This window comes from Massilia sp. CCM 8734 (genome assembly GCF_011682155.1).
Lineage (GTDB): Bacteria > Pseudomonadota > Gammaproteobacteria > Burkholderiales > Burkholderiaceae_D > Telluria_A > Telluria_A rubra.
In genome coordinates this window covers 235,866-257,144 of sequence record NZ_WHJI01000005.1, presented here as the reverse complement: position 1 = coordinate 257,144, position 21,279 = coordinate 235,866, and the positions used below count along the sequence as shown (strand labels likewise).

16 protein-coding genes and 3 tRNA genes are annotated in these 21,279 nt (G+C 64.1%); 11 read left to right on the top strand and 8 right to left on the bottom strand.

The features are described from left to right. Positions 1-51: 51 nt before the first annotated feature. The 4 genes from F2P46_RS07530 to gltX all read right to left on the bottom strand — a co-directional run bounded on the left by F2P46_RS07530 (position 52) and on the right by gltX (position 1,960). A tRNA-Glu gene (locus tag F2P46_RS07530) sits at positions 52-127 on the bottom strand. A gap of 139 nt (positions 128-266) precedes the next feature. Next, positions 267-342, bottom strand: a tRNA-Glu gene (locus F2P46_RS07525). Between the two features lie 68 nt (positions 343-410). Beyond that, positions 411-486: transfer RNA gene (locus F2P46_RS07520), tRNA-Ala, on the bottom strand. 64 nt (positions 487-550) lie between these two features. Beyond that, on the bottom strand, positions 551-1,960 hold the full coding sequence (gene gltX, locus F2P46_RS07515; protein ID WP_166886924.1) for a glutamate--tRNA ligase: 1,410 nt from the start codon (positions 1,958-1,960) through the stop codon (positions 551-553). A 239-nt stretch (positions 1,961-2,199) separates the two neighbouring features. Between gltX and F2P46_RS07510 the strand changes: the two genes are divergently transcribed. From F2P46_RS07510 to F2P46_RS07485, 6 genes are all read left to right on the top strand, one after another. Further along, positions 2,200-3,702, top strand: coding sequence for a vanadium-dependent haloperoxidase (locus F2P46_RS07510; protein WP_166886921.1), 1,503 nt, complete (start codon positions 2,200-2,202; stop codon positions 3,700-3,702). 292 nt (positions 3,703-3,994) lie between these two features. Next, a complete protein-coding gene (locus tag F2P46_RS07505) occupies positions 3,995-5,350 on the top strand; it encodes an SWIM zinc finger family protein (protein WP_166886918.1) in 1,356 nt (451 codons plus the stop codon). Next, positions 5,347-6,990 (top strand): DUF5691 domain-containing protein, encoded by a 1,644-nt coding sequence (locus F2P46_RS07500; protein ID WP_166886916.1) that lies wholly within the window; start codon positions 5,347-5,349, stop codon positions 6,988-6,990. Before F2P46_RS07505 ends, F2P46_RS07500 begins: the two co-directional genes overlap by 4 nt. A gap of 5 nt (positions 6,991-6,995) precedes the next feature. Beyond that, complete coding sequence (locus tag F2P46_RS07495) at positions 6,996-8,078, top strand: AAA family ATPase (RefSeq protein ID WP_368737891.1); 1,083 nt, start codon at positions 6,996-6,998, stop codon at positions 8,076-8,078. A 7-nt stretch (positions 8,079-8,085) separates the two neighbouring features. After that, the gene (locus tag F2P46_RS07490; RefSeq protein WP_166886910.1) at positions 8,086-10,443 is read left to right on the top strand and encodes a DUF5682 family protein; all 2,358 of its coding nucleotides are present in this window, start codon (positions 8,086-8,088) and stop codon (positions 10,441-10,443) included. Continuing rightward, entirely contained in the window at positions 10,433-11,590 is a 1,158-nt protein-coding gene (locus tag F2P46_RS07485; protein WP_166886908.1) for a VWA domain-containing protein, read from the top strand. The genes F2P46_RS07490 and F2P46_RS07485 overlap by 11 nt, the downstream gene beginning before the upstream one ends. A 141-nt stretch (positions 11,591-11,731) precedes the next feature. Here F2P46_RS07485 and F2P46_RS07480 read toward each other — a convergent pair whose 3' ends face one another. From F2P46_RS07480 to apbC, 4 genes are all read right to left on the bottom strand, one after another. Next, positions 11,732-12,931, bottom strand: coding sequence for a hypothetical protein (locus F2P46_RS07480; RefSeq protein WP_229509140.1), 1,200 nt, complete (start codon positions 12,929-12,931; stop codon positions 11,732-11,734). A 155-nt stretch (positions 12,932-13,086) separates the two neighbouring features. Then, the gene (locus F2P46_RS07475) at positions 13,087-13,872 is read right to left on the bottom strand and encodes an ABC transporter substrate-binding protein (RefSeq protein ID WP_229509138.1); all 786 of its coding nucleotides are present in this window, start codon (positions 13,870-13,872) and stop codon (positions 13,087-13,089) included. A gap of 57 nt (positions 13,873-13,929) precedes the next feature. Further along, entirely contained in the window at positions 13,930-14,325 is a 396-nt protein-coding gene (locus F2P46_RS07470; protein ID WP_166886905.1) for a DUF4399 domain-containing protein, read from the bottom strand. 297 nt (positions 14,326-14,622) lie between these two features. Beyond that, positions 14,623-15,711, bottom strand: a complete 1,089-nt coding sequence (apbC, locus tag F2P46_RS07465; protein WP_166886902.1) for an iron-sulfur cluster carrier protein ApbC — start codon at positions 15,709-15,711, stop codon at positions 14,623-14,625. Positions 15,712-15,884: 173 nt separating this feature from the next. Between apbC and metG the strand changes: the two genes are divergently transcribed. The 5 genes from metG to F2P46_RS07440 all read left to right on the top strand — a co-directional run bounded on the left by metG (position 15,885) and on the right by F2P46_RS07440 (position 21,255). After that, the gene (gene metG / locus F2P46_RS07460; protein WP_166886899.1) at positions 15,885-18,026 is read left to right on the top strand and encodes a methionine--tRNA ligase; all 2,142 of its coding nucleotides are present in this window, start codon (positions 15,885-15,887) and stop codon (positions 18,024-18,026) included. An 8-nt stretch (positions 18,027-18,034) separates the two neighbouring features. Further along, positions 18,035-18,514, top strand: a complete 480-nt coding sequence (locus F2P46_RS07455; RefSeq protein WP_166886896.1) for a GNAT family N-acetyltransferase — start codon at positions 18,035-18,037, stop codon at positions 18,512-18,514. Positions 18,515-18,700: 186 nt separating this feature from the next. After that, a complete protein-coding gene (locus tag F2P46_RS07450) occupies positions 18,701-20,017 on the top strand; it encodes a hypothetical protein (RefSeq protein WP_166886894.1) in 1,317 nt (438 codons plus the stop codon). A gap of 114 nt (positions 20,018-20,131) precedes the next feature. Beyond that, complete coding sequence (locus F2P46_RS07445) at positions 20,132-20,341, top strand: DUF3460 family protein (protein WP_166886891.1); 210 nt, start codon at positions 20,132-20,134, stop codon at positions 20,339-20,341. Between the two features lie 17 nt (positions 20,342-20,358). Continuing rightward, positions 20,359-21,255, top strand: coding sequence for a ScpA family protein (locus F2P46_RS07440; protein ID WP_229509136.1), 897 nt, complete (start codon positions 20,359-20,361; stop codon positions 21,253-21,255). Positions 21,256-21,279: the final 24 nt, after the last annotated feature.

Sequence of the window (21,279 nt, the reverse complement as noted above, 5' to 3'; positions counted from 1 at the left end):
GGATCGATCGCACAATGCAAAAAGCCGCACAAGGCGGCTTCTCACACTTACTGGCGTCCCCAAGGGGATTCGAACCCCTGTACTCACCGTGAAAGGGTGATGTCCTAGGCCTCTAGACGATGGGGACAGAAATCTGTCCTGGATGTATTCTACATCCTGACCTGCCATACCGCACCAATAAAAAACCCTGACGTATCAGGGCGTTTAGTGATACTAAACTGCGACCGCATTATACTGCATCTTGCTACTTTTTACCACTCGAATCCTGGCGTCCCCAAGGGGATTCGAACCCCTGTACTCACCGTGAAAGGGTGATGTCCTAGGCCTCTAGACGATGGGGACCCGGTACTGCTTCAGATAGTGGCATCTATCTGCAATCTACTACAACTGCGCACTACTGCTTCGATTAGTGGTGGAGGTAAGCGGGATCGAACCGCTGACCTCTTGCATGCCATGCAAGCGCTCTCCCAGCTGAGCTATACCCCCGTCCGTCGAAGAAGCAGAATTATATACTAGGGCTTGCAATATGCAAAGCCCCGGGCGGAACAATTTATACGGCAGCTTTCAGGCGCGACAGAACCAGTTCGCGACCCAGCAGCACCAGCACCGCATCGATGGCCGGCGTTTGCAACTGGCCGGTCAGCAAGAGGCGCAGCGGCATCGCCAGGACCGGCATCTTGATCGTGTTAGCGGCAAGCACTTCCTTGATCATCGCGGCCAGCGCTTCGCGCGTCCATTCGACCGTGGCGCAACGCTCGGCAAACTGCGCCAGTGCCGGCTTGACCGCATCGGTCAGGTGCTGGGCCATCAGGGCGGCGTCCGGCTGCGGCGTGCGGTAGAACAGCATGGCGGCGTCCGCCAGTTCGTTGATGGTATTGGTGCGGTCCTTCATCAGCGCCAGCGCGTCGGCCAGTTCCGGCGCGCCGTCGAACTGGGCGCCCTGCGCTTCCATGCGCGGACGCGCCAGTGCGGCCAGGCGGGTGTTGTCGGCTTGCTTGATATAGTGGTTGTTCACCCACGCCAGCTTTTCCAGGTCGAACTGGGCTGGCGACGACGTCAGGTGATCGGTATTGAACCATTCGCAGAACTGCTGCATCGAGAACACTTCATCGTCGCCGTGGCTCCAGCCCAGACGCGCCAGGTAGTTCAGCAACGCTTCCGGCAGATAGCCCATGGCGGGATAGTCCATGATGTTGACCGGAACAACTTTCTCCCCTTTGTCGCGCTTGGAAATTTTCTTGCCATCCGAACCGTGGATCATCGGCAGGTGGCCGTACTGCGGCAGCGCTGCGCCGATGGCATTGAGGATATTGATCTGGCGCGGGGTGTTGTTCACATGGTCGTCGCCGCGCAGCACGTGGGTGATCTGCATGTCCCAGTCATCGACCGCCACGCAGAAGTTATAGGTCGGCACGCCGCCCGGACGGGCGATCACGAGGTCGTCCAGTTCCTTGTTGCCAATCGTGATCGGTCCCTTGACCACGTCATTCCAGGTGACATCGCCGTCGAGCGGATTCTTGAAGCGCACCACGGGCTCGCGGTCGGCTGGTACCGGCGGCAAGGTCTTGCCCGGCTCCGGACGCCATGTGCCGTCGTAACGCGGCTTTTCGCCGGCGGCCGTGAAGCGTTCGCGCATGGCGTCGACTTCTTCCTTGGAAGAATAGCAGTGGTAGGCGGTACCGGCTTCGAGCATCTGGGCCAGTACTTCGCGGTAACGGTCCATGCGCTGCATCTGGTAGAACGGGCCTTCGTCATGGCTCAAACCGAGCCACTGCATGCCCTCGATGATGGCCTGCACGGCTTCCGGCGTCGAACGCTCGACGTCGGTGTCTTCGATGCGCAGCACGAAGGCGCCGCCGAAATGGCGGGCGTATGCCCAGCTGTAGAGTGCGGTGCGGGCGCCGCCAAGGTGGAGGTAGCCGGTCGGGCTGGGGGCAAAACGGGTGCGGACGACGGTCATGGGATCGGTATGCTGAGATAAAGAGAAGTATTTTACAGCGTCGCCGCCGCGCCGTGCCAGAGACGGCGGACCAGGCTGGCCCCATCCTGACGCTGACATTGCTGCTGGTCCCCGACTGAGTCGCCGCAACACCGCGCCAACGGCGGCGCGCTATCGTCCACCCGTACCTACTCAGCTTACCCATGCCGCCAGGCATCCCCGCGCTTCCCGGCCGGAAGCCATCTCACAGGGAATCGACCATGAAACGACGCACCTTCTTAACGATGAGCGGCGCTGCCGCCCTCGGCAGCGCCCTGACGGCCTGCGGCGGCGGCTCGCACCATCCGCCGCCCGCTCCCCCGCCCGAAGAACCGACGCAGTCGGGAACGGTGATTGCCTGGGACAACATCATGCTCGACGCTGTGCGCGCCACCCGCGTGCCGCCGCCGATCGCTGCGCGCGCCATGGCGATCGCGCACAGCGCCATGTACGAAGCCTGGGCCGCCTACGACAGCGTGGCCCTGGGCCAGTACCTGGGGGCCCAGTTGCGCCGGCCCATTGCGGAACGCACGCCCGCCAACAAGGCCCTGGCGATGAGCTTTGCCGCCTACACGGCCCTGCTCGACCAGTTTCCCAGCCAGCAAGCCGTGTTCGAAGCGCAGCTTGCCACGGTCAACAGCAAACCGATCGACGCTTTCAACGGCATAGCCATGGCGCCGCGCCTCGGCACGATCGCGGCCCGTGCGGTGCTCGACCAGCGCCGCGACGACGGCGCCAACCAGGACGGCAAGCTGACGCCAGGTGGTCTCCCGTTCGCCGATTACAGCGGCTACCAGCCGCGCAATCCGCCATTGCTGGTCACCCAGCCCACGCCACGCAGCAATATTCCCTTCCCCGGCATGTGGCAACCGCTCTCCTTCATCGATCCTGCCGGCGTGCGCCGCACGCAAGCGTACCTGCTACCTTTCTGGGGCAAGGTGCGCCCGTTCGCACTGGGCTCCGGCAGCCAGTTCCGCCCGCCGGCTCCGGCCGCCTTCGGCAGCCAGGAATTCATCGACCAGGCCGAACAGATGGTGCGAGTCCAGGCCGCCATGACCGAGCGCCAGAAGGTGATCGCCGATGTCTGGGCCGGCGGCACCATCGGCGAACCGCCCGGCTCGTACTGGTGCCGCTGCGCGCAGGTGATTTCGAAGCGCAACGGCTACACCGACGATGACGATGTCAAACTGTTCTTCGCCCTGTCGAACGCGGTGTTCGATGCCAGCATCGCCGCCTGGGATGCCAAGCGCGCCTACGATTCAGCCCGCCCGATCAGCGCGATCCGCTACCTGATGCAGGGCCGCACCATCCACAGCTTCGGCCCCGAAGGCCCGGCCGGCGGACTGCGGCCGGTCGCGGGCGAAGCGTGGATGCCCTTCCAACTGCCCAGTCCGGCGACGCCGGCTTTTCCCGACCATGTATCCGGCCACAGCACCTTCAGCGCGGCCTCGGCCGACATCCTGCGCCGCTTTACCGGCAGCGATACGTTCAAGCACCAGATCACCGCACCGGCACGCTCCTTGCTGATCGACCCTGCCCTGCCAAGCGCGCCGGTCACCCTGGCGTGGGAAACCTTCAGCGATGCCGTGCTTGAAGCGGGCATCTCGCGCGTGTACGCCGGCATTCATTTCGAGCGCGCCAGCGTCGACGGCCGCAAGCTTGGCGAACAGGTCAGCGCCGCCGTGTTTGCCCGCGCGCAAGCGCTCTGGACAGGCAACGCCTGAGGGGCGAACCGGACCGATCCATACGGGACCGCGCCTTGCCAGCCTGGGCCAGGTGAGGCCGGGCCGGGCCGGGCCGCGTGAGGCCGCGTGAGGCCGCGTTGGGCCGCGTCGGGCCACGCCCGGCCGGGTCGGGCCAGCCGTGGCCCGGCCAGGACAGCGCAACCGGTCCTGCCTGGCCCCCGCTCTTACTGCATACCGGCAAAAAAGGACTTCCCAAAACGGCCACCAACGGTTAACTTACTATCTTTAATCATTTGCCAACGGTCTTTGGCCGCGGGCATTGTTCCTCTCCATGACTTTGAACGCCGATCAAATCCTCGCACTGGCGCCCGATGCGAGTTCCGCCAAAGCCGGCAGCCAGCTGGCCGGACCCGCCAAGTGGGGCAACCTGGGCCGGACCGACAGCGCCGTGTGGGGCGAATGCCAGGGCAGCGGCAAAGTCCCCTACCGCACCCAGATCGACCTCGGCGAACCTGCCTTCAAGTGCTCCTGCCCGAGTCGCAAGTTTCCCTGCAAGCATGGCATCGGCCTGTACCTGCTACTCGCCGGCAACGGCCCGCTCTTCGCAACCGCCGCGCCGCCGCAGTGGGTGAGTGACTGGCTCGACAGCCGCCAGCAGCGCACCGAGAAAAAACTCCAAACCGCCGCCGAAAAAGCCGCCGGCACCACGCCCGAGCAAGCCGCCGCGCAAGCGGCCGCCGCGCAAAAGCGCGAGGAAAAGCGCGACAACAAGGTTGCAGCCGGCATCGACGAGCTGCAAACCTGGCTGGAAGACCTGGCGCGCGAGGGCTTGTCGACCCTGCGCGCACGCGGCCCGTCTTTCTGGAACGACATTGCCGCCCGCATGGTCGACGCCCAGGCCGGCGGCCTGGCTGCGCGCCTGCGCCGCGCCAGCGGCATGTGCTTCGATACCAATCTGCCCGACTGGGAAACCCAGCTGGCGCGCGAACTGGCCGCGATCTACTTGCTCGGCACCGCCTGCCGCCGCCTGCCGGAGCTGGCGCCGGAACTGCAAAGCGACGTGCGCGCCCTGGTCGGCTGGACCGTCAGCCAGGAGGACGTACTGGCCCAGGCCGGCGTACAGGACCGCTGGCAGGTGCTGGCCCAGCACACCAGCGACAACGACCGCGTGCGCGCACGCACTAGCTGGCTGCACGGGCAAGCAAGCGGACGCTGGGCCATGATCGTGCAATACGCCGCCGGCAGCGCGGGCTACGACAAGGTGCTCGTACCCGGCACCCAGTTCGACGGCGAACTGTGCTTCTACCATAGCGCTTACCCGCTGCGCGCCCTGATCAAGCAGCAGGATGCCTTCAGCACGCTCGACACAACGCTGGCGCCCGCCCCCACCCTGGACGCCTCGCTGGCCGCCTGCGCCGACGCCCTGGCGCGCAACCCCTTCATCGAGCGCTTTCCACTGCTGCTCGACGCCGTGGTGCCGCACGCCGGCAAGGCGCCCCATCTTGCCTGCGCCGATGGCCGCATTCTGCCGCTGCACGCGCTGTTTCGCCACCTGTGGCCGCTGCTCGCGCTCAGCGGCGGCCACCCGGTCACGGTGATGGGCGAGTGGGACGGCTACGCCATCGTCCCGCTCGCCGTCTTCGCCGAAGGCCGCTTGCATCATTTTGACAACGAGACCGTAGCATGAGTTCCCCGCTCCCGATAAAAATCCATCAAACCCTGCAAATCGGTACCTCGCGCGCCGCCCCCGGTTTCGACGAGGACTTGCCGCTGGCCCTGCGCGACAGCGTACGCGGCCGTCCCGGCGCGAACGCCGCCCCGCAAGAGGAAAACCTGTGGCTCTCGCTGGCCGCGCACGCCCTGTGGCAGCGCGCCGGCTACCAGCCCGACAGCGCCGGGCCTGCCGCGCCGGTAACGCCGTCCGGCGACAGCGATGCCTTGCGGCCCTGCCCGGCGCAAGCCGAAAAGGCACTGTCGCTGTTGCTGCTCGATGAATATCCGCAAGTGCGCCCCGAATGGCTGCGCCTGGCCAACGCCCACCGCTGCCGCCTGCCGCCGCGCCTGCTGCCGGGCGTGCTGGACCTGGGCACCTCGCAGCGTCCCCTGCGCACGCTGATCGAAGGCGTGCTGGGCGCGCGCGGGCACTGGCTGGCGCAGCAAAATCCCGACTGGAACTGGGTCGGCGCCGACTCCAGTGATGTTCAGGCATTGTGGGAAGACGGCAATATCGAACAGCGCGCGCAGGCGCTGCGCGACATGCGCGGCAACGACATGCGCGTAGGCGACATGCGCGTAGGCGACATGCGCGTAGGCGATCCCGGCGCCGCCCTGCTGGCCCTGCAAGCGACCTGGAGCAGCGAAACGCCGGAGCACCGCGCCACCCTGCTCGGCTGCCTGTCGGTCGGCCTGAGCCTGGCCGACGAAGCTTTCCTGGAAAGCGCGCTCGACGACAAGCGCAAGGAAGTGCGCACCGTGGCGCAGCGCCTGCTGGCCGGCCTGCCCGGCGCGCAACTGGCAAGGCGCATGCGCGAACGCGCCATGCCGCTGCTGCGCGTCGAACGCAACGGCGATACGGCCCACCTGCTGGCCGAGGTGCCGCAAGAGCGCGACAAAAGCATGCAGCGCGACGGCGTCGGCGCCGGCCTGTACCCCGCCATGGGGGAAAAATCGGGCTGGCTGGTCGATATCCTGGCCGCCGTGCCGCCGACGCACTGGTCGAGCACCTTCGATGCCTCGCCACGCACCTGCCTGGCGCTGGCCATGGCCAGCGAGTTCAAACATACCTTGCTGCTGGGCTGGTCGAGCGCGCTGCAGCGCAGCCTGCAAGCCGGCTACGATGCCGGCCTGCACGCATGGTTCACCGCCTTCCTCGACCTGTACCTGAAATCGACCGGCATCCACACCCACATGCCGCGCGACTTCTTCAGCCTGTTCGGTACCCTGCCGCCGGACGCCGCCGACGACTTGCTGCGCACCCTGGTCGAGGCCACCCCGGCCGCCTGGATGCGCGCCCATTCGAGCCTGATCGACCTGCTCGACGATGCCGCCAAGAATGCCAAGCGCAACTGGCCGCTGGCCTTGTCCAAGGCCGTGGTCGGCCGCATCCAGGCCGGTTGCGCGGCCAACACGCTGCAAAGCTGGTCGCTCAGCTACACCATGGCCACGCTGGCGCTGGTACTCGACCCGCTTGGCATCGAGGACTACGAAAACGGCTGGCCGAAAGACATCCCCGAGTTTGCGCAGTGGGAAGAGACGGTCGATAAATTCCTGCGCACCCTGCGTTTCCGACACGATATGTACTTACCTTTTCAGGAGCACTCTGCATGACCGCCATTTCTACCATCCTGCGCCAGCACGCCGAAACCCAGTACGCCGAGGAACTCGCAGCGCTGGCCGCGGCCGATACGCGCCAGCGCCCACCGCGCTGGAAGCTGTCGCCATGGGCCGTGTCCAAGTACTTGCTGGGCGGCACGCTCGACAATGGCGTGGAAATCAGCGCTAAATATATCGGTAATGCGCGCATCATCGAGATCGCCGTCGCCACCCTGGCGACCGACCGCGCCCTGCTGCTGCTCGGCGTGCCGGGAACGGCCAAGTCGTGGGTGTCGGAACACCTCGCTGCCGCCATCAGCGGCGATTCGACCATGATCGTGCAGGGAACCGCCGGCACCAGCGAGGAAGCGGTGCGTTTCGGCTGGAATTACGCGCAGTTGCTGGCCAAGGGGCCGTCGATGGAAGCGGTGGTGCCGAGCCCGATCATGCGCGCCATGCGCGACGGCAAAATCGCCCGCGTGGAAGAATTGACCCGCATCCCGAGCGAAGTGCAGGACAGCCTGATTACCATCCTGTCGGAAAAAATGCTGCCGATCGCCGAACTCGACGACGAAGTGCTGGCGCAAAAAGGCTTCAATATCATCGCCACCGCCAACGACCGCGACCGTGGCGTGAATGAACTGTCGAGCGCGCTCAAGCGCCGCTTCAACACCGTGGTGCTGCCGCCGCCGGCGACCGCCGACGAGGAAGTGCGCATCGTCGAAACCCGCGTGGCCAGCCTCGGCCGCGCGCTGGAGTTGCCGGGCGAAGTGCCGGCGCTGGAAGAAATCCGCCGTGTCGTCACGGTGTTTCGCGAGCTGCGCGCCGGCGTCACCACGGACGGCAAGCGCAAGATCAAGGCGCCCAGCGCCAGCATGAGCACGGCCGAAGCGATTTCGGTCATTACCAACGGCATGTCGCTGGCCGCCCACTTCGGCGACGGCACCATGCGCGGCGCCGACGTGGCCGCCGGCATGATCGGCGCCATCGTCAAGGATCCGGTCCAGGACCGCGTGGTCATGCTGGAATACCTCGAAACCGTGGTCAAGGAACGCGAAGGCTGGAAAGACCTGTACCGGGCCTGCCGCGACGTGATGAATTGACTGGCCGATGAGCGTTCATTTATTCGGCATCCGCCACCACGGTCCGGGCTGCGCGCGCAGCCTGGCGCAAGCCTTGCAGGCGCTGCAACCGGACTGCATCCTGATCGAAGGCCCGCCCGAGGCCGACGAGCTGATCGCCTTTGCCGCCGATCCGGCCATCAAGCCGCCGGTCGCGCTGCTGGTCTACGTGCCAGCCACGCCGCAGCGCGCCGTGTTTTACCCGTTCGCCGAGTTCTCGCCGGAATGGCAAGCCATGCGCTACGCCACCGCCAACGGCGTGCCGGTGCGCTTTTGCGACTTGCCGCAGACGCATCGTTTGGCCGAAGAGGAAGTTGCCGGGGTCGCTCCAGCCGAGACCGGCGAGGATGAGGACAAGGACGAGGGCGCGGACCAGGACGACGCCGCGCAAGCGCCGCCCGACACCGGGACCGGGACCGGTACCGGGACCGGGACCGGGACCGACACCGACGCGCTGCACCAGGACCCGCTGCACTGGCTCGCCCACGCCGCCGGTTTCTCGGACACAGACACCTGGTGGGAGCACCTGGTCGAGCAGCGTACCGACAGCCTCGACCTGTTCGCCGCCATCGCCGAAATGATGACCACGGTGCGCACCGACATCGCCGCCCCGCCCGATCTGCGTGAGCAGCAGCGCGAAGCATGGATGCGCAACGCCATCCGCCTGGCCGAAAAACAGGGCCACCAGCGCATCGCCGTGGTCTGCGGCGCCTACCACGTGCCGGCGCTGGCAAGCATGCCGTCCGCCAAGAGCGACAACGACTTGCTCAAGGGCTTGCCCAAGGGCGTGCCCAAGGTAAAACTGGCCGCGACCTGGACCCCGTGGAGCTACGGCCGCCTGGCGTTTCGCAGCGGCTACGGAGCGGGGGTCAGCGCGCCCGGCTGGTACCATCATATGTGGAACCACCCGGCCCAGGCCAGCTTGTACTGGCTGACCGACGTCGCCATTTTGCTGCGCAAGCACGACCTTGATGCGTCCTCGGCCAGCATCATCGAAGCGGTGCGCCTGGCCGATACGCTGGCGGCGATGCGCGAACGGCCCCGTCCGGGCCTGAGCGAGTTGCAGGAAGCGGTACGCGCCGTGTTTTGCTACGACAGCGACGCCCCGCTGCGCCTGATCCACGACGCCTTGCTGATCAACGACCGCCTGGGCGAGGTGCCTGAAGGCGTCCCCACCCTGCCGCTGTCGCAGGATGTGCAGACCCAGCAAAAGCGGCTGCGCCTGCCGGTCAAGGCCGATCACAGCCAGCTCGAACTCGACCTGCGCCAGCCGGCGCACCTGGAAAAAAGCGTGTTGCTGCACCGCCTGGCGCTGCTTGGGGTCGAATGGGGCCGTGCCGAAAGGGTGACCGGCAAGTCCGGCACCTTCCACGAATGGTGGCGCCTGGCATGGGAACCGGAATTTGCGATTCGCCTGATCGAAGCGAACGTCTGGGGCGGCACCCTGGAAGCGGCCGCCACCGGCAAGGCGGTCAGCCAGGCCAATGAAGCGCTCACCCTGCCCGAGCTGACCGCCCTGATCGAACAGGTGCTGCTGGCCGACCTGCCGCGCGCGGTCGACTTGCTGATGCGGCGCATCCAGGAAGTGGGCGCGTTGACGCCCGATGTCGGCTTCATGCTGGCGGCCTTGCCGCCGCTGGCGGGCGTACTGCGCTACGGCAGCGTGCGCGGCACCGATACCAGCGCCATCGGCCAGGTGGTGGACGGCCTCGTCACGCGCGCCTGCATCGCCCTGCCCTTCGGCGTGCTGGGCATGGCCGACGAGCCGGCGGCGGTGCTGGTCAAGCAGCTCATCGCCGCCGACCGCGCGATCCGCCTGATCCAGGACGAAGCACTGCTGGAGGCCTGGTTCGACGCGCTCGACCAGGTGGCGGGCAATGAACTGTCGCATCCGCTGATCAGCGGGCGCTGCGCCCGCATTTTGTCGGAGCAAGGGCATTGGGACCAGGAGCGCACCGCGCGCGCCCTGGCCTTGCGCTGCTCGCACGCCAGCGCGCCGCTGGCCAGCGGCAACTGGCTGGAAGGCTTTTTGCAGGGCAGCGCAGCCTTGCTGCTGCACAACGACAGCCTGTGGACCCTGGTCAATACCTGGATCAACGGCCTCGATGCGGAGAGCTTCGTCGAACTGCTGCCGCTGCTGCGCCGCACCTTTGGCGCGTTCGAGGCACCGGAACGGCGTCAGCTGAGCGAACGCGCCGGCAGCGCCGGGGGCGCGGTCAGCATCGCCGCGCCAGGCGGCAACCTCGATGAAGCGCGCGCCAGGCTGGTGCTGCCGGTGCTCGGGATGATCCTCGGCGGCAGCGCAGTGACATCGGCATCGACAACGGAGGCCCATCATGGCGCATGACATCACCCCGCAGGAACAAACGCGCCGCTGGCGCATGGTATTGGGCAGCGGGCCGGGCGAGCCGGAAGTCTCGCTCGGCGTGGACGACCTGGCCATGGACCGGGCGCTGTCGGCCCTGTACAACCCGCCGTCGGGACGCGGCGCCGGGCTCGGGGCGTCGGCCCCGAACGTGTCGCGCTGGCTGGGCGACATCCGCCAGTATTTTCCATCGAGTGTGGTGCAGGTGATGCAGAAAGACGCGCTGGAGCGGCTGGGACTGGAGCAAATGCTGCTGGAACCCGAGATGCTCAAGGCGGTCGAGCCGGACGTGCACTTGGTCGCCACCCTGCTCAGTTTGAACAAGGTGATGCCGAACAAGACCAAGGAAACCGCGCGCATGGTGGTGCGGCAAGTGGTGGAAGAACTCGAGCGCAGGCTGGCCAGTCCGTTCCGGCAAGCGGTGACGGGGAGTTTGAACCGGGCCACGCGCAACCGCCGCCCGCGCCATCACGAAATCGACTGGCTGCGCACGATCCGCGCCAATTTGCGGCATTACCAGCCCGAGTACCGGACCATTATTCCGGAAACGCGGATCGGGTTCGGGCGCAAGGGGCAATCGCTGCGCGATATCGTGCTGTGCATCGACCAGAGCGGATCGATGGCGCCGTCGGTGGTGTACGCCAGCGTGTTCGCGGCGGTGCTGGCCACGATCAAGGCGGTCAGCACGCAGGTGGTGGTGTTCGATACGGCGGTGATCGACCTCACGCCGCTGCTGGCCGATCCGGTCGATGTGCTGTTCGGTACGCAGTTGGGCGGCGGGACGGATATTAACCGGGCGCTCGGGTATTGCCAGGGTTTGATCTCACGGCCGACCGATACCATTTTCGTGCTGATCAGCGATTTGTACGAGGGTGGGAATAATAACGAGATGCGCAGGCGCGCGGCGGCGCTGGTGGCGGCCGGGGTGCAAGTCATTGTGCTGCTGGCGCTCGATGATAACGGGGCGCCGAGTTATGACCACGCGAATGCGGCGTATTTTGCCGCGCTGGGTGCGCCGTGTTTTGCGTGTACGCCGGATTTGTTCCCGGAGCTGATGGCGGCGGCGATCAAGCGCAGTGACTTGGGACAGTGGGCGGCCGAAGTGGGGATTGTGGGAGTGAAGCCGTAACCGTCGTTCCCGCGCAGGCGGGAACCCAAGTATTTAGCGCACTCGGTGAGCACGAAACTTGGGTTCCCGCCTGCGCGGGAACGACGGTTGCGGCAATGCCAGAAACGACAGTTTGAAGGCTAACGATAAAGATTATGCCAATTACGGCGCGATCGAATTCGCCTCATACGCACCGATATCGAGTACGCCGGTTACCGGGCGGCCGACCCAGAACGCCACATGCTTGTACTGCGCCACCGGCTTGAGCACATAGCCACTGGCCGACACGCCCGGATCGGTTCCCGCATTGACCACCAGCGGCGATGGCGTCGGCCGCAAATCATACGTGGCGCGGTTCACGAAGCCCGGCGCCACCGAGCGGTAATTGGTCTTGGCCACCGTACTGACCTGCGTACTCAAGGTCCCGATCCCCGAAAAGATATTATTCTGCAGCAGAACCGGCTTGGTCACGCCCCCGCCCACCATCACAAACACGCCGCGCGCGGTATCGTCGTTGAGGAAGGTGTTATTGACCACATACAGATCATGCCCTGGGTTGGACGCTCCCTCTTCCCCATACGCCAGCATGGCCCCGTTTTGATTGGCCGCCGGCTGCTGGATCACATTCCCGATCACGTACGAAGTACCGGCATTCGGCAAGTCGATCTCGTAACTCGGCTGGCCGGCTGCGGTCGAACCGGTTTCGCCCGGGCGCAGGCTGGAAAAACGGTTATACAGAATATAGTTGGTCAGCGCGCGCGACTTGAGGTTATGTCCCACATTGGCGTCATGCGAAAAATTGCGGCGGAACATCAGGCTGCGCACCGTGCCGATATACAGGTTATGGGTCTGCCCGGTCCCGTAACCATTGCGTCCGAATTCGGTGCCTTCGATAAGCACATCGCTGGCCGCATTCGCGCCGCTGAGAATACCGTTTTCGTTATCGTGCAGGAAGCTGTTGAGCAAGGTGAAACCCGCGCCCTCCAGACGCAAGGCTGCGCCGTTTCGGTCAGGCACCTTGGCCCCGTACATCTCCACGTTGGCGATCAGCACGTTGTTGCCGACCACCACCCAAATTGCTTTCCCCATCGCATTCTTGCCTGCGGCATCGATTTTCGGACGACCGTTCACGCCCCGGATGGTGAAGTTGCTGGCATAAATGCCGCACACGTCGCCGCTGTAGACCACGCCACCTTCGATCTCGACGGTGTCGCCATTCTTCGCTGCGGCAATCGCGGCGCAGGGTTTGGCGTAGGTCTTGCCCGGTCCGACCGACAGCAGCGCCGCCGAGGCGGACGCCTGTACGCCGAATACCGCCACCGCCGACACGCAAGCCGTGCGCAGAATATGTTTGTTAATCATTTTTTGTCTCCTGGGAGCAGGTGGACGCACCAAGGCATCTCCTGCGAAAAATCAACTGGGAATATGACCGTTGTCAATGCGTCATGTGACGTATGGTAACCGCAAGCCGTCGATTCTACGAGGATATGAGCGGGGCGAACGCGCCCCAGCGCCGCTCAGGGCACCTGGACGTTGAGCCGCTTGCCGAGTTTGCGCAGTTCGCCGCTGTCGACGTAGGCATTGAAGGCGCGGTCGAAACGCGCACGCATGACGTCGTATTCGGGACGCTTGGGGAAGGCAAAGAAGCCGCGCTGAAGGGAAATGGTGCGCCCGACCGGCAGCACTTTGCCTTCCAGCGCCAGCAGTGGAATGACCGGTTCGGTATTGCGCACATTGCTGGCGAATAAGTCCACGCGCCCGTGCGAGAGCATGGTCAGCGCCGACTCGACCGAATTGGTCACGCTGACCGTCAATTGATCGCGCGCGGCATTGAATTCGTCCCCGTAAGCCCAGCCGTTGATGATCACGATGCGCTTGTCGCGCAAGGACGCGTAGCTGCCGTCCCAAGCAAACGGCGCATTGCTGCGCGAGAAGAATACCATCTGATCCTGGTAAAACGGACGTTCGGAAAACGCAAACGAGGCCAGCCGTTCAGGCGATTTGTAAGGGCCGACGAGAATATCGGCCTGGCCCTGCGCCACCATCGACTGCGCGCGCGCCCACGGGTACAGCTCGAAATGCACCGGTTGCCCGAGTTCGCCGGCAATGGCGCGGATAATCTCGGCCGCCATGCCCGAGAATTCGCCGTTGGCGCGCTCGTACACGCGGGCGAAATGGGCGCCGACGACCAGCAGTTCGCGCGGACCGGAACGGGCGGTGGCGACGGGCATGGCGAGCGCCGCCGCCGCACCGAGCATCAGGGCGCGCCGGGCAATATCGACAGGGGAATCGGAGCGCTTCATGGCAGCCAATGTTAAGACGATAAAACAATTGTACTGCCGCCAGCGCTCACGGGGGAATTACTTGACGGTCACTTTAATCGACTTGCTCATCGGCGTGCCGTAGGACTGGTGCGCACCGTTGGCGAACTGCATGGTCAGGGTGTATTCGCCGGGCGCCAGCTTGACCTCGGTCTCGGTCTGGCCTTTGCCGAAATGCAAGTGCTTGTCGTCGAAGGGAATCGACTCGCCTTCCTTGATGGCGCCGCCGTTGATGACCAGGTGGTGGTGGCCGGAATTGGCGACCGGCGCGCCGGCCGGCTTGACCTCCATGCCGTCGACGGCGAACTTGACCTTGAAAGGGCTTTTGACGGTCGCGCCGTCCGCCGGTTCGACGAAGGAGACCGATTGCGCCGACGCGCCGGCGGCGACCAGCAGGGATGCGGAAAAGACGAGGTGCTTGATGAACGATTTCAAGTGGATTCCTTTGCGGTTGGTAAGAGGCTTGTTGGCGTGGCGCGGGCCGATACTTGCCTATTCTGCACCACAGCGCCAGGAAAGCGCCACACCTTAGCGCCTATCTCAACAGATAGGCCCGAAGTCCGGCAGGCTGCCAAGTACCCGCCCATACATAACTGTGATTTTTGTCTTCCATAGCCGGCGCACTGCAGCGTTGCCCTTCGTTCGCAGTGCTCGCACTGCGTCGCGTCGGGCGCACGGCAATCGCATCCGGCTATGTTCGCCAAAAACTCACACTTATTTCTGCGCGGGTACTCAGTCGTTTTTAATGACAATGCTGGGGAACTTGCTGGTCATGTCTTTCGCCTTCTCTGCGATCTTGATGGCAACCTTGCGCGCGATATCCTTGTAGATCTGCGCCACCGGGCCATTCGGCTCGGCCACCACGGTCGGGCGGCCCGAATCGGTCTGCTCGCGGATCGACATGGTCAGCGGCAATGCGCCCAGGAACTCCACCCCAAAGTCGGCGCACATTTTGGCGCCGCCGCCGTGACCGAAAATGGCTTCCGTGTGGCCACAGTTCGAGCAGATGTGCGTGCTCATGTTTTCCACCACGCCAAGGATCGGAATGCCGACTTTCTCGAACATTTTCAAGCCCTTGCGCGCGTCGAGCAAGGCGATATCCTGCGGCGTGGTGACGATCACCGCGCCCGTGACCGGCACTTTTTGCGACAGGGTCAGCTGGATGTCGCCGGTGCCTGGCGGCATGTCGACGATCAGGTAATCGAGGTCGCGCCAGTTGGTTTGCTCAAGCAACTGTTGCAAGGCTTGCGTGACCATCGGGCCGCGCCACACCATCGGCTCGTCCGGATCGATCATGAAACCGATCGACGACACCTGCAAGCCGTGGTTTGCCAAAGGCTCCATGGTCTTGCCGTCCGAGGTTTCCGGGCGGCCGCTAATGCCGAGCATCATCGGCTGCGACGGACCATAAATGTCCGCATCGAGCACGCCCACACTGGCGCCCTCGGCCGCCAGGGCCAGCGCCAGGTTGACCGCCGTGGTCGACTTGCCCACGCCGCCCTTGCCGGACGCCACCGCGATGATGTTCTTCACGTTCGGCATGATTTTCAGGCCGCGCTGCACCGTGTGCGAAATAATCTTGACATACACGTTCGGATTGACCCGCCCCGCGCCCGGCAGCGCCTGCAAGGCGGCCACGATGGCGCTGCGGATGCCGTCGATCTGGCTTTTGGCCGGATAGCCGAGTTCGACGTCGAGCGCGATGTCGTTGCCGTCGAGCTTGATATTCTTGATCGCCTTGGAAGAAACGAAATCTTTCTGCGTGTTCGGATCGATAACCGCCGTCAGTGCATTCTTGACGTCTTCTACTGTGATGCTCATGTAAATCTCCAAGGAATATGATGCCGAAACATGCCGAAGTTTAGCGCAAATCGCCCTGCCCGGCCTTGCCTGAATGGCAAATCCGGGCAAAGCCCCGTGCGCAGTCGGGTCATCCGCTGGTAAAATGCTCCTCTGTATTTCCTAATAAACTTATTAAAAAGCGCATCTTAACCATGACTCGCAAGCTGTTCGTCACCACCGCCCTGCCTTACGCCAACGGAGCTTTTCATATCGGCCACATGATGGAATACATCCAGGCCGATATCTGGGTACGCTTCCAGCGAATGCAACGCGACGCCGACGCAGCCCGTGAAGTCCACTTCGTCTGCGCCGACGACACCCACGGCACGCCGATCATGATCGCGGCCGAAAAAGAAGGCATTACGCCCCAGGAATTCGTGGCCAGGATCGCCGCCGACCGTCCGCAATACCTGGACGGCTTCCATATCGCTTTCGATAACTGGTACTCGACCGATTCGCCGGAAAACGTGGAGCTGTCGCAAGGCATCTATCGCAAACTGCGCGATACCGGCCTGATCGTCACCAAGACGGTCGACCGTTTCTTCGACCCGGTCAAGGGCATGTTCCTGGCCGACCGCAACATCAAGGGCGAATGCCCGAAATGCGGCGCCAAGGACCAATACGGCGACAATTGCGAAGTGTGCGGCGTGGCTTACCAGCCGACCGAACTGGTGAACCCGTTCTCGGTGTTTACCGGCTCGACCCCGATCCTGAAACCGTCGGAACAGTATTTCTTTGCCCTGTCCGACCCGCGCTGCTACACCTTCCTCAAGGAATGGCTGAACACGCCTGGCCGCTTGCAGCCGGAAATGGTCAATAAAGTGTCGGAATGGCTCGGCGAGGCCGGTGAAAAGCTGGCGGACTGGGATATTTCGCGCGACGCGCCCTACTTCGGCATCCCGATTCCCGATGCGCCGGGCAAGTTTTTCTATGTCTGGCTGGACGCGCCGGTAGGCTACCTGGCCAGCCTGAAAAATTACTGCAGCAAGAAAGGGATCGATTTCGACGCCTTGCTCAATGATCCGGACACCGAGCAAGTCCACTTCATCGGCAAGGATATCGTGTCCTTCCACCTGCTGTTCTGGCCCGCGATGCTCAACTTCGCCGGGCACCCGGTGATCGACAAGCTCAAGGTCAACGTGCACGGCCACCTGACCCTGAACGGCGAAAAGATGGCCAAGTCGCGCGGCACCGGCATTTCGCCGCTGCGCTACCTCGAGCTGGAGATGAATCCGGAATGGCTGCGCTACTACATGGCCTTCAAGCTCAATGCCAAGGTAGAAGACCTCGACTTCAATGGCGACGATTTCATGGCCCGCGTGAATAGCGACCTGATCGGAAAATACGTCAACATCGCCAGTCGCTGCGCCGGGTTCGTCGCCAAGCACTTCGATGGCAAGCTGGCCACGACCCTGTCGCCCGACGCCCAGCAGGTCATCGGCCGTGCGCTCCTGGTCGATGGCCAGGAACGCCAGGCCAGCATTGCCGCCGGCTACGAGAGCCGCGAATTCGGCAAGGCCCTGCGCGAAATCATGGAAATCGTCGCCATTACAAATCAGTACATTGACGACAACAAACCTTGGCTGTTGGCCAAAGACCCGGAAAAAATGGCGCAGCTGCATGATGTCTGCAGCACGTCCCTGATCCTGTTCCGCCAGATGACGATCATGCTCTCGCCGGTGCTGCCGCAGCTTGCAAGCAAGGTCGCTACCTTCCTGGGCGACGATCAACTGAACTGGAGCGAAACGACCGGCAGCGCCGTCTACGAAACCATGCTCGGCCGCCAGATCGGCACCTACGTTCCGCTGATGACCCGGATTGAACCGAAAATGGTCGAGGCGCTGATCGACAAGCCGGCCGTGGCCGCTGCGCCCGCACCGGCGCCGGTGGCTGCCGTGACGGCGCCGGTACTGGACGCGCCCCTCGCCGGCGACATCGAAGCGATCGCACCGACCATCGAGTTCGACGATTTTGTAAAAATCGACATGCGCATCGCCAGAATCGTCAACTGCGAAGCGGTGGATGGCTCCGAACGGCTGCTGCGCCTGACCCTGGACGTCGGCGAAGGCCGCCACCGCAACGTACTGTCGGGCATCAGGTCGGCCTACACGCCCGAACAACTGATCGGCAAGCTGACGGTGATGGTGGCCAACCTGGCGCCGCGCAAGATCGGCAAGTTCGGCAACTCGGAAGGCATGGTCCTGTGCGCCTCCGCCGCCGACGAGAAAGCCAACCCTGGCTTATACGTCCTGGAACCATTCCCGGGCGCGCAGCCGGGCATGCGCATCGGCTAAGGACGCGCATGAACCTGGTGGTGCGCCCGGCGGACGACGATGACGCCCAACTGATCGCCGACCTGACCCGGGCCTCCTGGGCCGGAACGGTGACGGTGACCTCGAGCGGCCACCGCGAAACCGCCCAGCGCGTGACCGAACAGCTGCGCGCCGGCGGCGCCTTCATCCTGCTGCAGGACGACGCCCCGGTCGGCTCGGTGCGCTGGGCGCCGCACGAGTTCGAACCGGACGTGTGGGAAATCCGGCGCATGGGCGTGCTGCCGCGCTGCCGGGGCGCCAACCTGTCGCAGCACCTGCTCGAAGCGGTCATCCACCAGGGGTTGGCCAGTGGCGTGCAGGAACTGCGGCTGGCCGTGCGTGACGACCAGCCCAGGCTGCTCGACCTGTACGCCGCTTACGCATTCGAACTGGCCGACGAACTCGACTATTCGCACGCCAACGCGGCCGAACCGCCGCCGCGCGTGATGCGGCGCGTGCTGCGCCACTAAAAACCATCCTTGCAACGAATGAGCGCGTCAATACCGGAACGCCGAGCGCCAGCGCCCCAAGCGGGGGACTATAATGTCGCGCTTGACGAGAAAAACAACATGCCCCACATGCCAGCCGCCGCACCACGGCGCCTGAGCGGGGTGGTGGGCCAGGCGCCCGAACCTTCTTACTTTTGAGTGGTATCTATGACCGAATTGACTTCCTTGAGGCACATCCCGCACGCCAACCTGTTTCGCAAAGGCGACGTGTTCGTACTGTTCGGCGAGCTGTTCGGCCGCGGCTATGCTAACGGCCTGATCGATGAGGCACGCAAGGCCGGCATGACCATCGTCGGCATCACCGTCGGCCGGCGCGACGAGAACAACGCGCTGCGCGCACTCAACGAAGAAGAACTGGCCGAAGCCGAAGCCAAGCTGGGCGGGCGCATCATCAATGTGCCGCTGATGGCCGGCTTCGACCTCGACGCACCCGAAGGCGAACAGAACCCGACCGAAATGCTGGCCGGCATCACCCTCAAGGGCTGGCAGGAAGAAAAACTGGACTGGGCCGCGGTCGAACGCTGCCGCGACGTCGGCGTGCGCCGCTTCGCCAGCTCCGCCGCGCAAGCCATGGCCGAGATCGACAAGCTGATCCCGGACGGCAGCAATGTCTTCTTCGCCCACACCATGGCCGGCGGGATTCCCAAGATCAAGGCCTTCCTGGCGATCGCCAACCGCATCTACAAGGGCCGCGGCGAGCGCTTCATGTCCTCGCGGGAACTGCTCGACAGCGACCTCGGCAAGTTGATCTTGATGAACTTCGACGAAGTCACCGCCAACACCCTGCAACACCTGATTAGCGCCAGCGCCGCCATCCGCGAGCGCATCACCGCCAAGGGCGGCCAGGTGCGCTACACGGCGTACGGCTACCACGGCAGCGAAATCCTGATCGACGGCACATACCAGTGGCAAACCTACACCAATTACACCCAGGGCTACGCCAAAATGCGCTTAGAGAGCGTGGCGCAGGCTGCCTGGGCGCAAGGGATTGCCGCAACGGTGTTCAACTGCCCTGAAATCCGCACCAATTCGTCCGATATCTTTGCCGGCGTCGAGCTGTCGCTGTTCCCCCTGCTGAGCGCGCTCAAACGCGAAGGCGGCGCCGCCTGGGTCGAACAGCAATGGGCCACCTGCCAGGAATTGCTCAACGACGGCGTCTCGCTGCAAAGCCTGATCGACCAGATCGAGGCCTACAACAACGACCCGGTCAGCGCCAGCTTCCGCAACTTCGACGCCTGGCCGATGGACAACACCCCGGCCCTGGCCGAACTGATGATCGGCACCTCGGACGAAATGACCAAGCTGCACAAGGACCGCAAGGCCCTGATCACCGACCACCTCAGTGCGCTGGTGCTGGAAAGCGCCGGCCCGCTGATGTTTTACGGCGCCGCCGAGAAAATCGCCCCGGTGGTGTGGCTCAATCACGACATTATCGCCAAGCAACTGAACGCACTGCACCCGTAAGCGTCCGCAACTCCCGGTCGTCGGGCTGCCAGTGGCGCCCGACGAATTTCCCCTGCCGCCTTGCTCGCGGTAAAATAGCATTGTCGCTACCCATGTCGCTACCCGCGTACCATTATGAAACTGACCAAACAATTCCAGCTCTACGAATCCGACCACACCAAGTTCATCCGCGAGCTCAAGGCCAAGAATCCCGACATGGAAGCCGGCCAGATCGCCGGCCGCGCGCTGCTGTGGGACAAGGCGCCGATCACCCTGGCCGACCAGGATAAAACCAAGGAATCGCGCGTCCAGCAGCAAGCTTACGTGTACCAGAACAAACTCTGACGGTTCAGGGCGAGACCATGTTGCCAGAAGAGGCGGCGACGGAAGAACTCGCCACCGAGCCAGGTGGCTCGCTCAGCGACACGCCCGCCGCCCCGGTCGAACTGCCGGCGCTGCTTGAAGCGCCGCCCGAAGCGCCCGCGTTCGCCCGTCTGTACGGCGAACCGCTGCTGCGCATGCCGACCGACCTGTTCATCCCGCCCGACGCGCTCGAGATCTTCCTGGACGCCTTCGAAGGTCCGCTCGACCTGCTGCTCTACCTGATCCGCAAGCAAAACTTCAATATTCTCGATATTCCGATGGCGCAGGTCACCCTGCAATATCTGAAATATGTCGACCAGATCCGCCTGCACAACCTGGAACTGGCGGCCGAGTATTTGCTGATGGCCGCCATGCTGATCGAAATCAAGTCGCGCATGCTGCTGCCGCAACGGGTCGCCGACGACGACCTGCTCGACACCTACGACCCGCGCGCCGACCTGGTGCGGCGCTTGCTCGACTACGAGCAGATCAAGCTGGCCGCCTACGAAATCAACGCCATACCCCAGCTCGACCGCGACTTCACCCGGCCCTCCCTGTTCGTCGAACAGAGCAACATTCCAACCTGGCCCGATGTGGACCCGCTCGACCTGCAGCGTGCCTGGCTGGACGTGCTCAAGCGCGCCAAGCTGACCCAGCACCACCGCATCAGCCGCCAGGAACTGTCGGTGCGCGAGCACATGACCTCGATCCTGCGGCAACTGCAAACGGCCCGCTTCGTCGAGTTCGCCGACTTGTTCCAGGGCCAGGGCGGCGTGCCGATTGTGGTCGTGCACTTCGTGGCCATGCTGGAACTGGCCAAGGAAACCCTGATCGAAATTACCCAGGCCGAGCCGTTCGCGCCGATCTACGTGCGCCTCGCCTACTCCCCGGCATAAGCCGATTCATTTGACACCCGTTTG

Coding starts and splice junctions, on each gene's coding strand:
- F2P46_RS07500 (WP_166886916.1), top strand. CDS start 5,347: ATGAGTTCCCCGCTCCCGATAAAAATCCATCAAACCCTGCAAATCGGT.
- F2P46_RS07475 (WP_229509138.1), bottom strand. CDS start 13,872: ATGAAGCGCTCCGATTCCCCTGTCGATATTGCCCGGCGCGCCCTGATG.
- F2P46_RS07485 (WP_166886908.1), top strand. CDS start 10,433: ATGGCGCATGACATCACCCCGCAGGAACAAACGCGCCGCTGGCGCATG.
- metG (WP_166886899.1), top strand. CDS start 15,885: ATGACTCGCAAGCTGTTCGTCACCACCGCCCTGCCTTACGCCAACGGA.
- F2P46_RS07480 (WP_229509140.1), bottom strand. CDS start 12,931: ATGATTAACAAACATATTCTGCGCACGGCTTGCGTGTCGGCGGTGGCG.
- gltX (WP_166886924.1), bottom strand. CDS start 1,960: ATGACCGTCGTCCGCACCCGTTTTGCCCCCAGCCCGACCGGCTACCTC.
- F2P46_RS07445 (WP_166886891.1), top strand. CDS start 20,132: ATGAAACTGACCAAACAATTCCAGCTCTACGAATCCGACCACACCAAG.
- F2P46_RS07510 (WP_166886921.1), top strand. CDS start 2,200: ATGAAACGACGCACCTTCTTAACGATGAGCGGCGCTGCCGCCCTCGGC.
- F2P46_RS07505 (WP_166886918.1), top strand. CDS start 3,995: ATGACTTTGAACGCCGATCAAATCCTCGCACTGGCGCCCGATGCGAGT.
- apbC (WP_166886902.1), bottom strand. CDS start 15,711: ATGAGCATCACAGTAGAAGACGTCAAGAATGCACTGACGGCGGTTATC.
- F2P46_RS07440 (WP_229509136.1), top strand. CDS start 20,359: ATGTTGCCAGAAGAGGCGGCGACGGAAGAACTCGCCACCGAGCCAGGT.
- F2P46_RS07450 (WP_166886894.1), top strand. CDS start 18,701: ATGACCGAATTGACTTCCTTGAGGCACATCCCGCACGCCAACCTGTTT.
- F2P46_RS07455 (WP_166886896.1), top strand. CDS start 18,035: ATGAACCTGGTGGTGCGCCCGGCGGACGACGATGACGCCCAACTGATC.
- F2P46_RS07490 (WP_166886910.1), top strand. CDS start 8,086: ATGAGCGTTCATTTATTCGGCATCCGCCACCACGGTCCGGGCTGCGCG.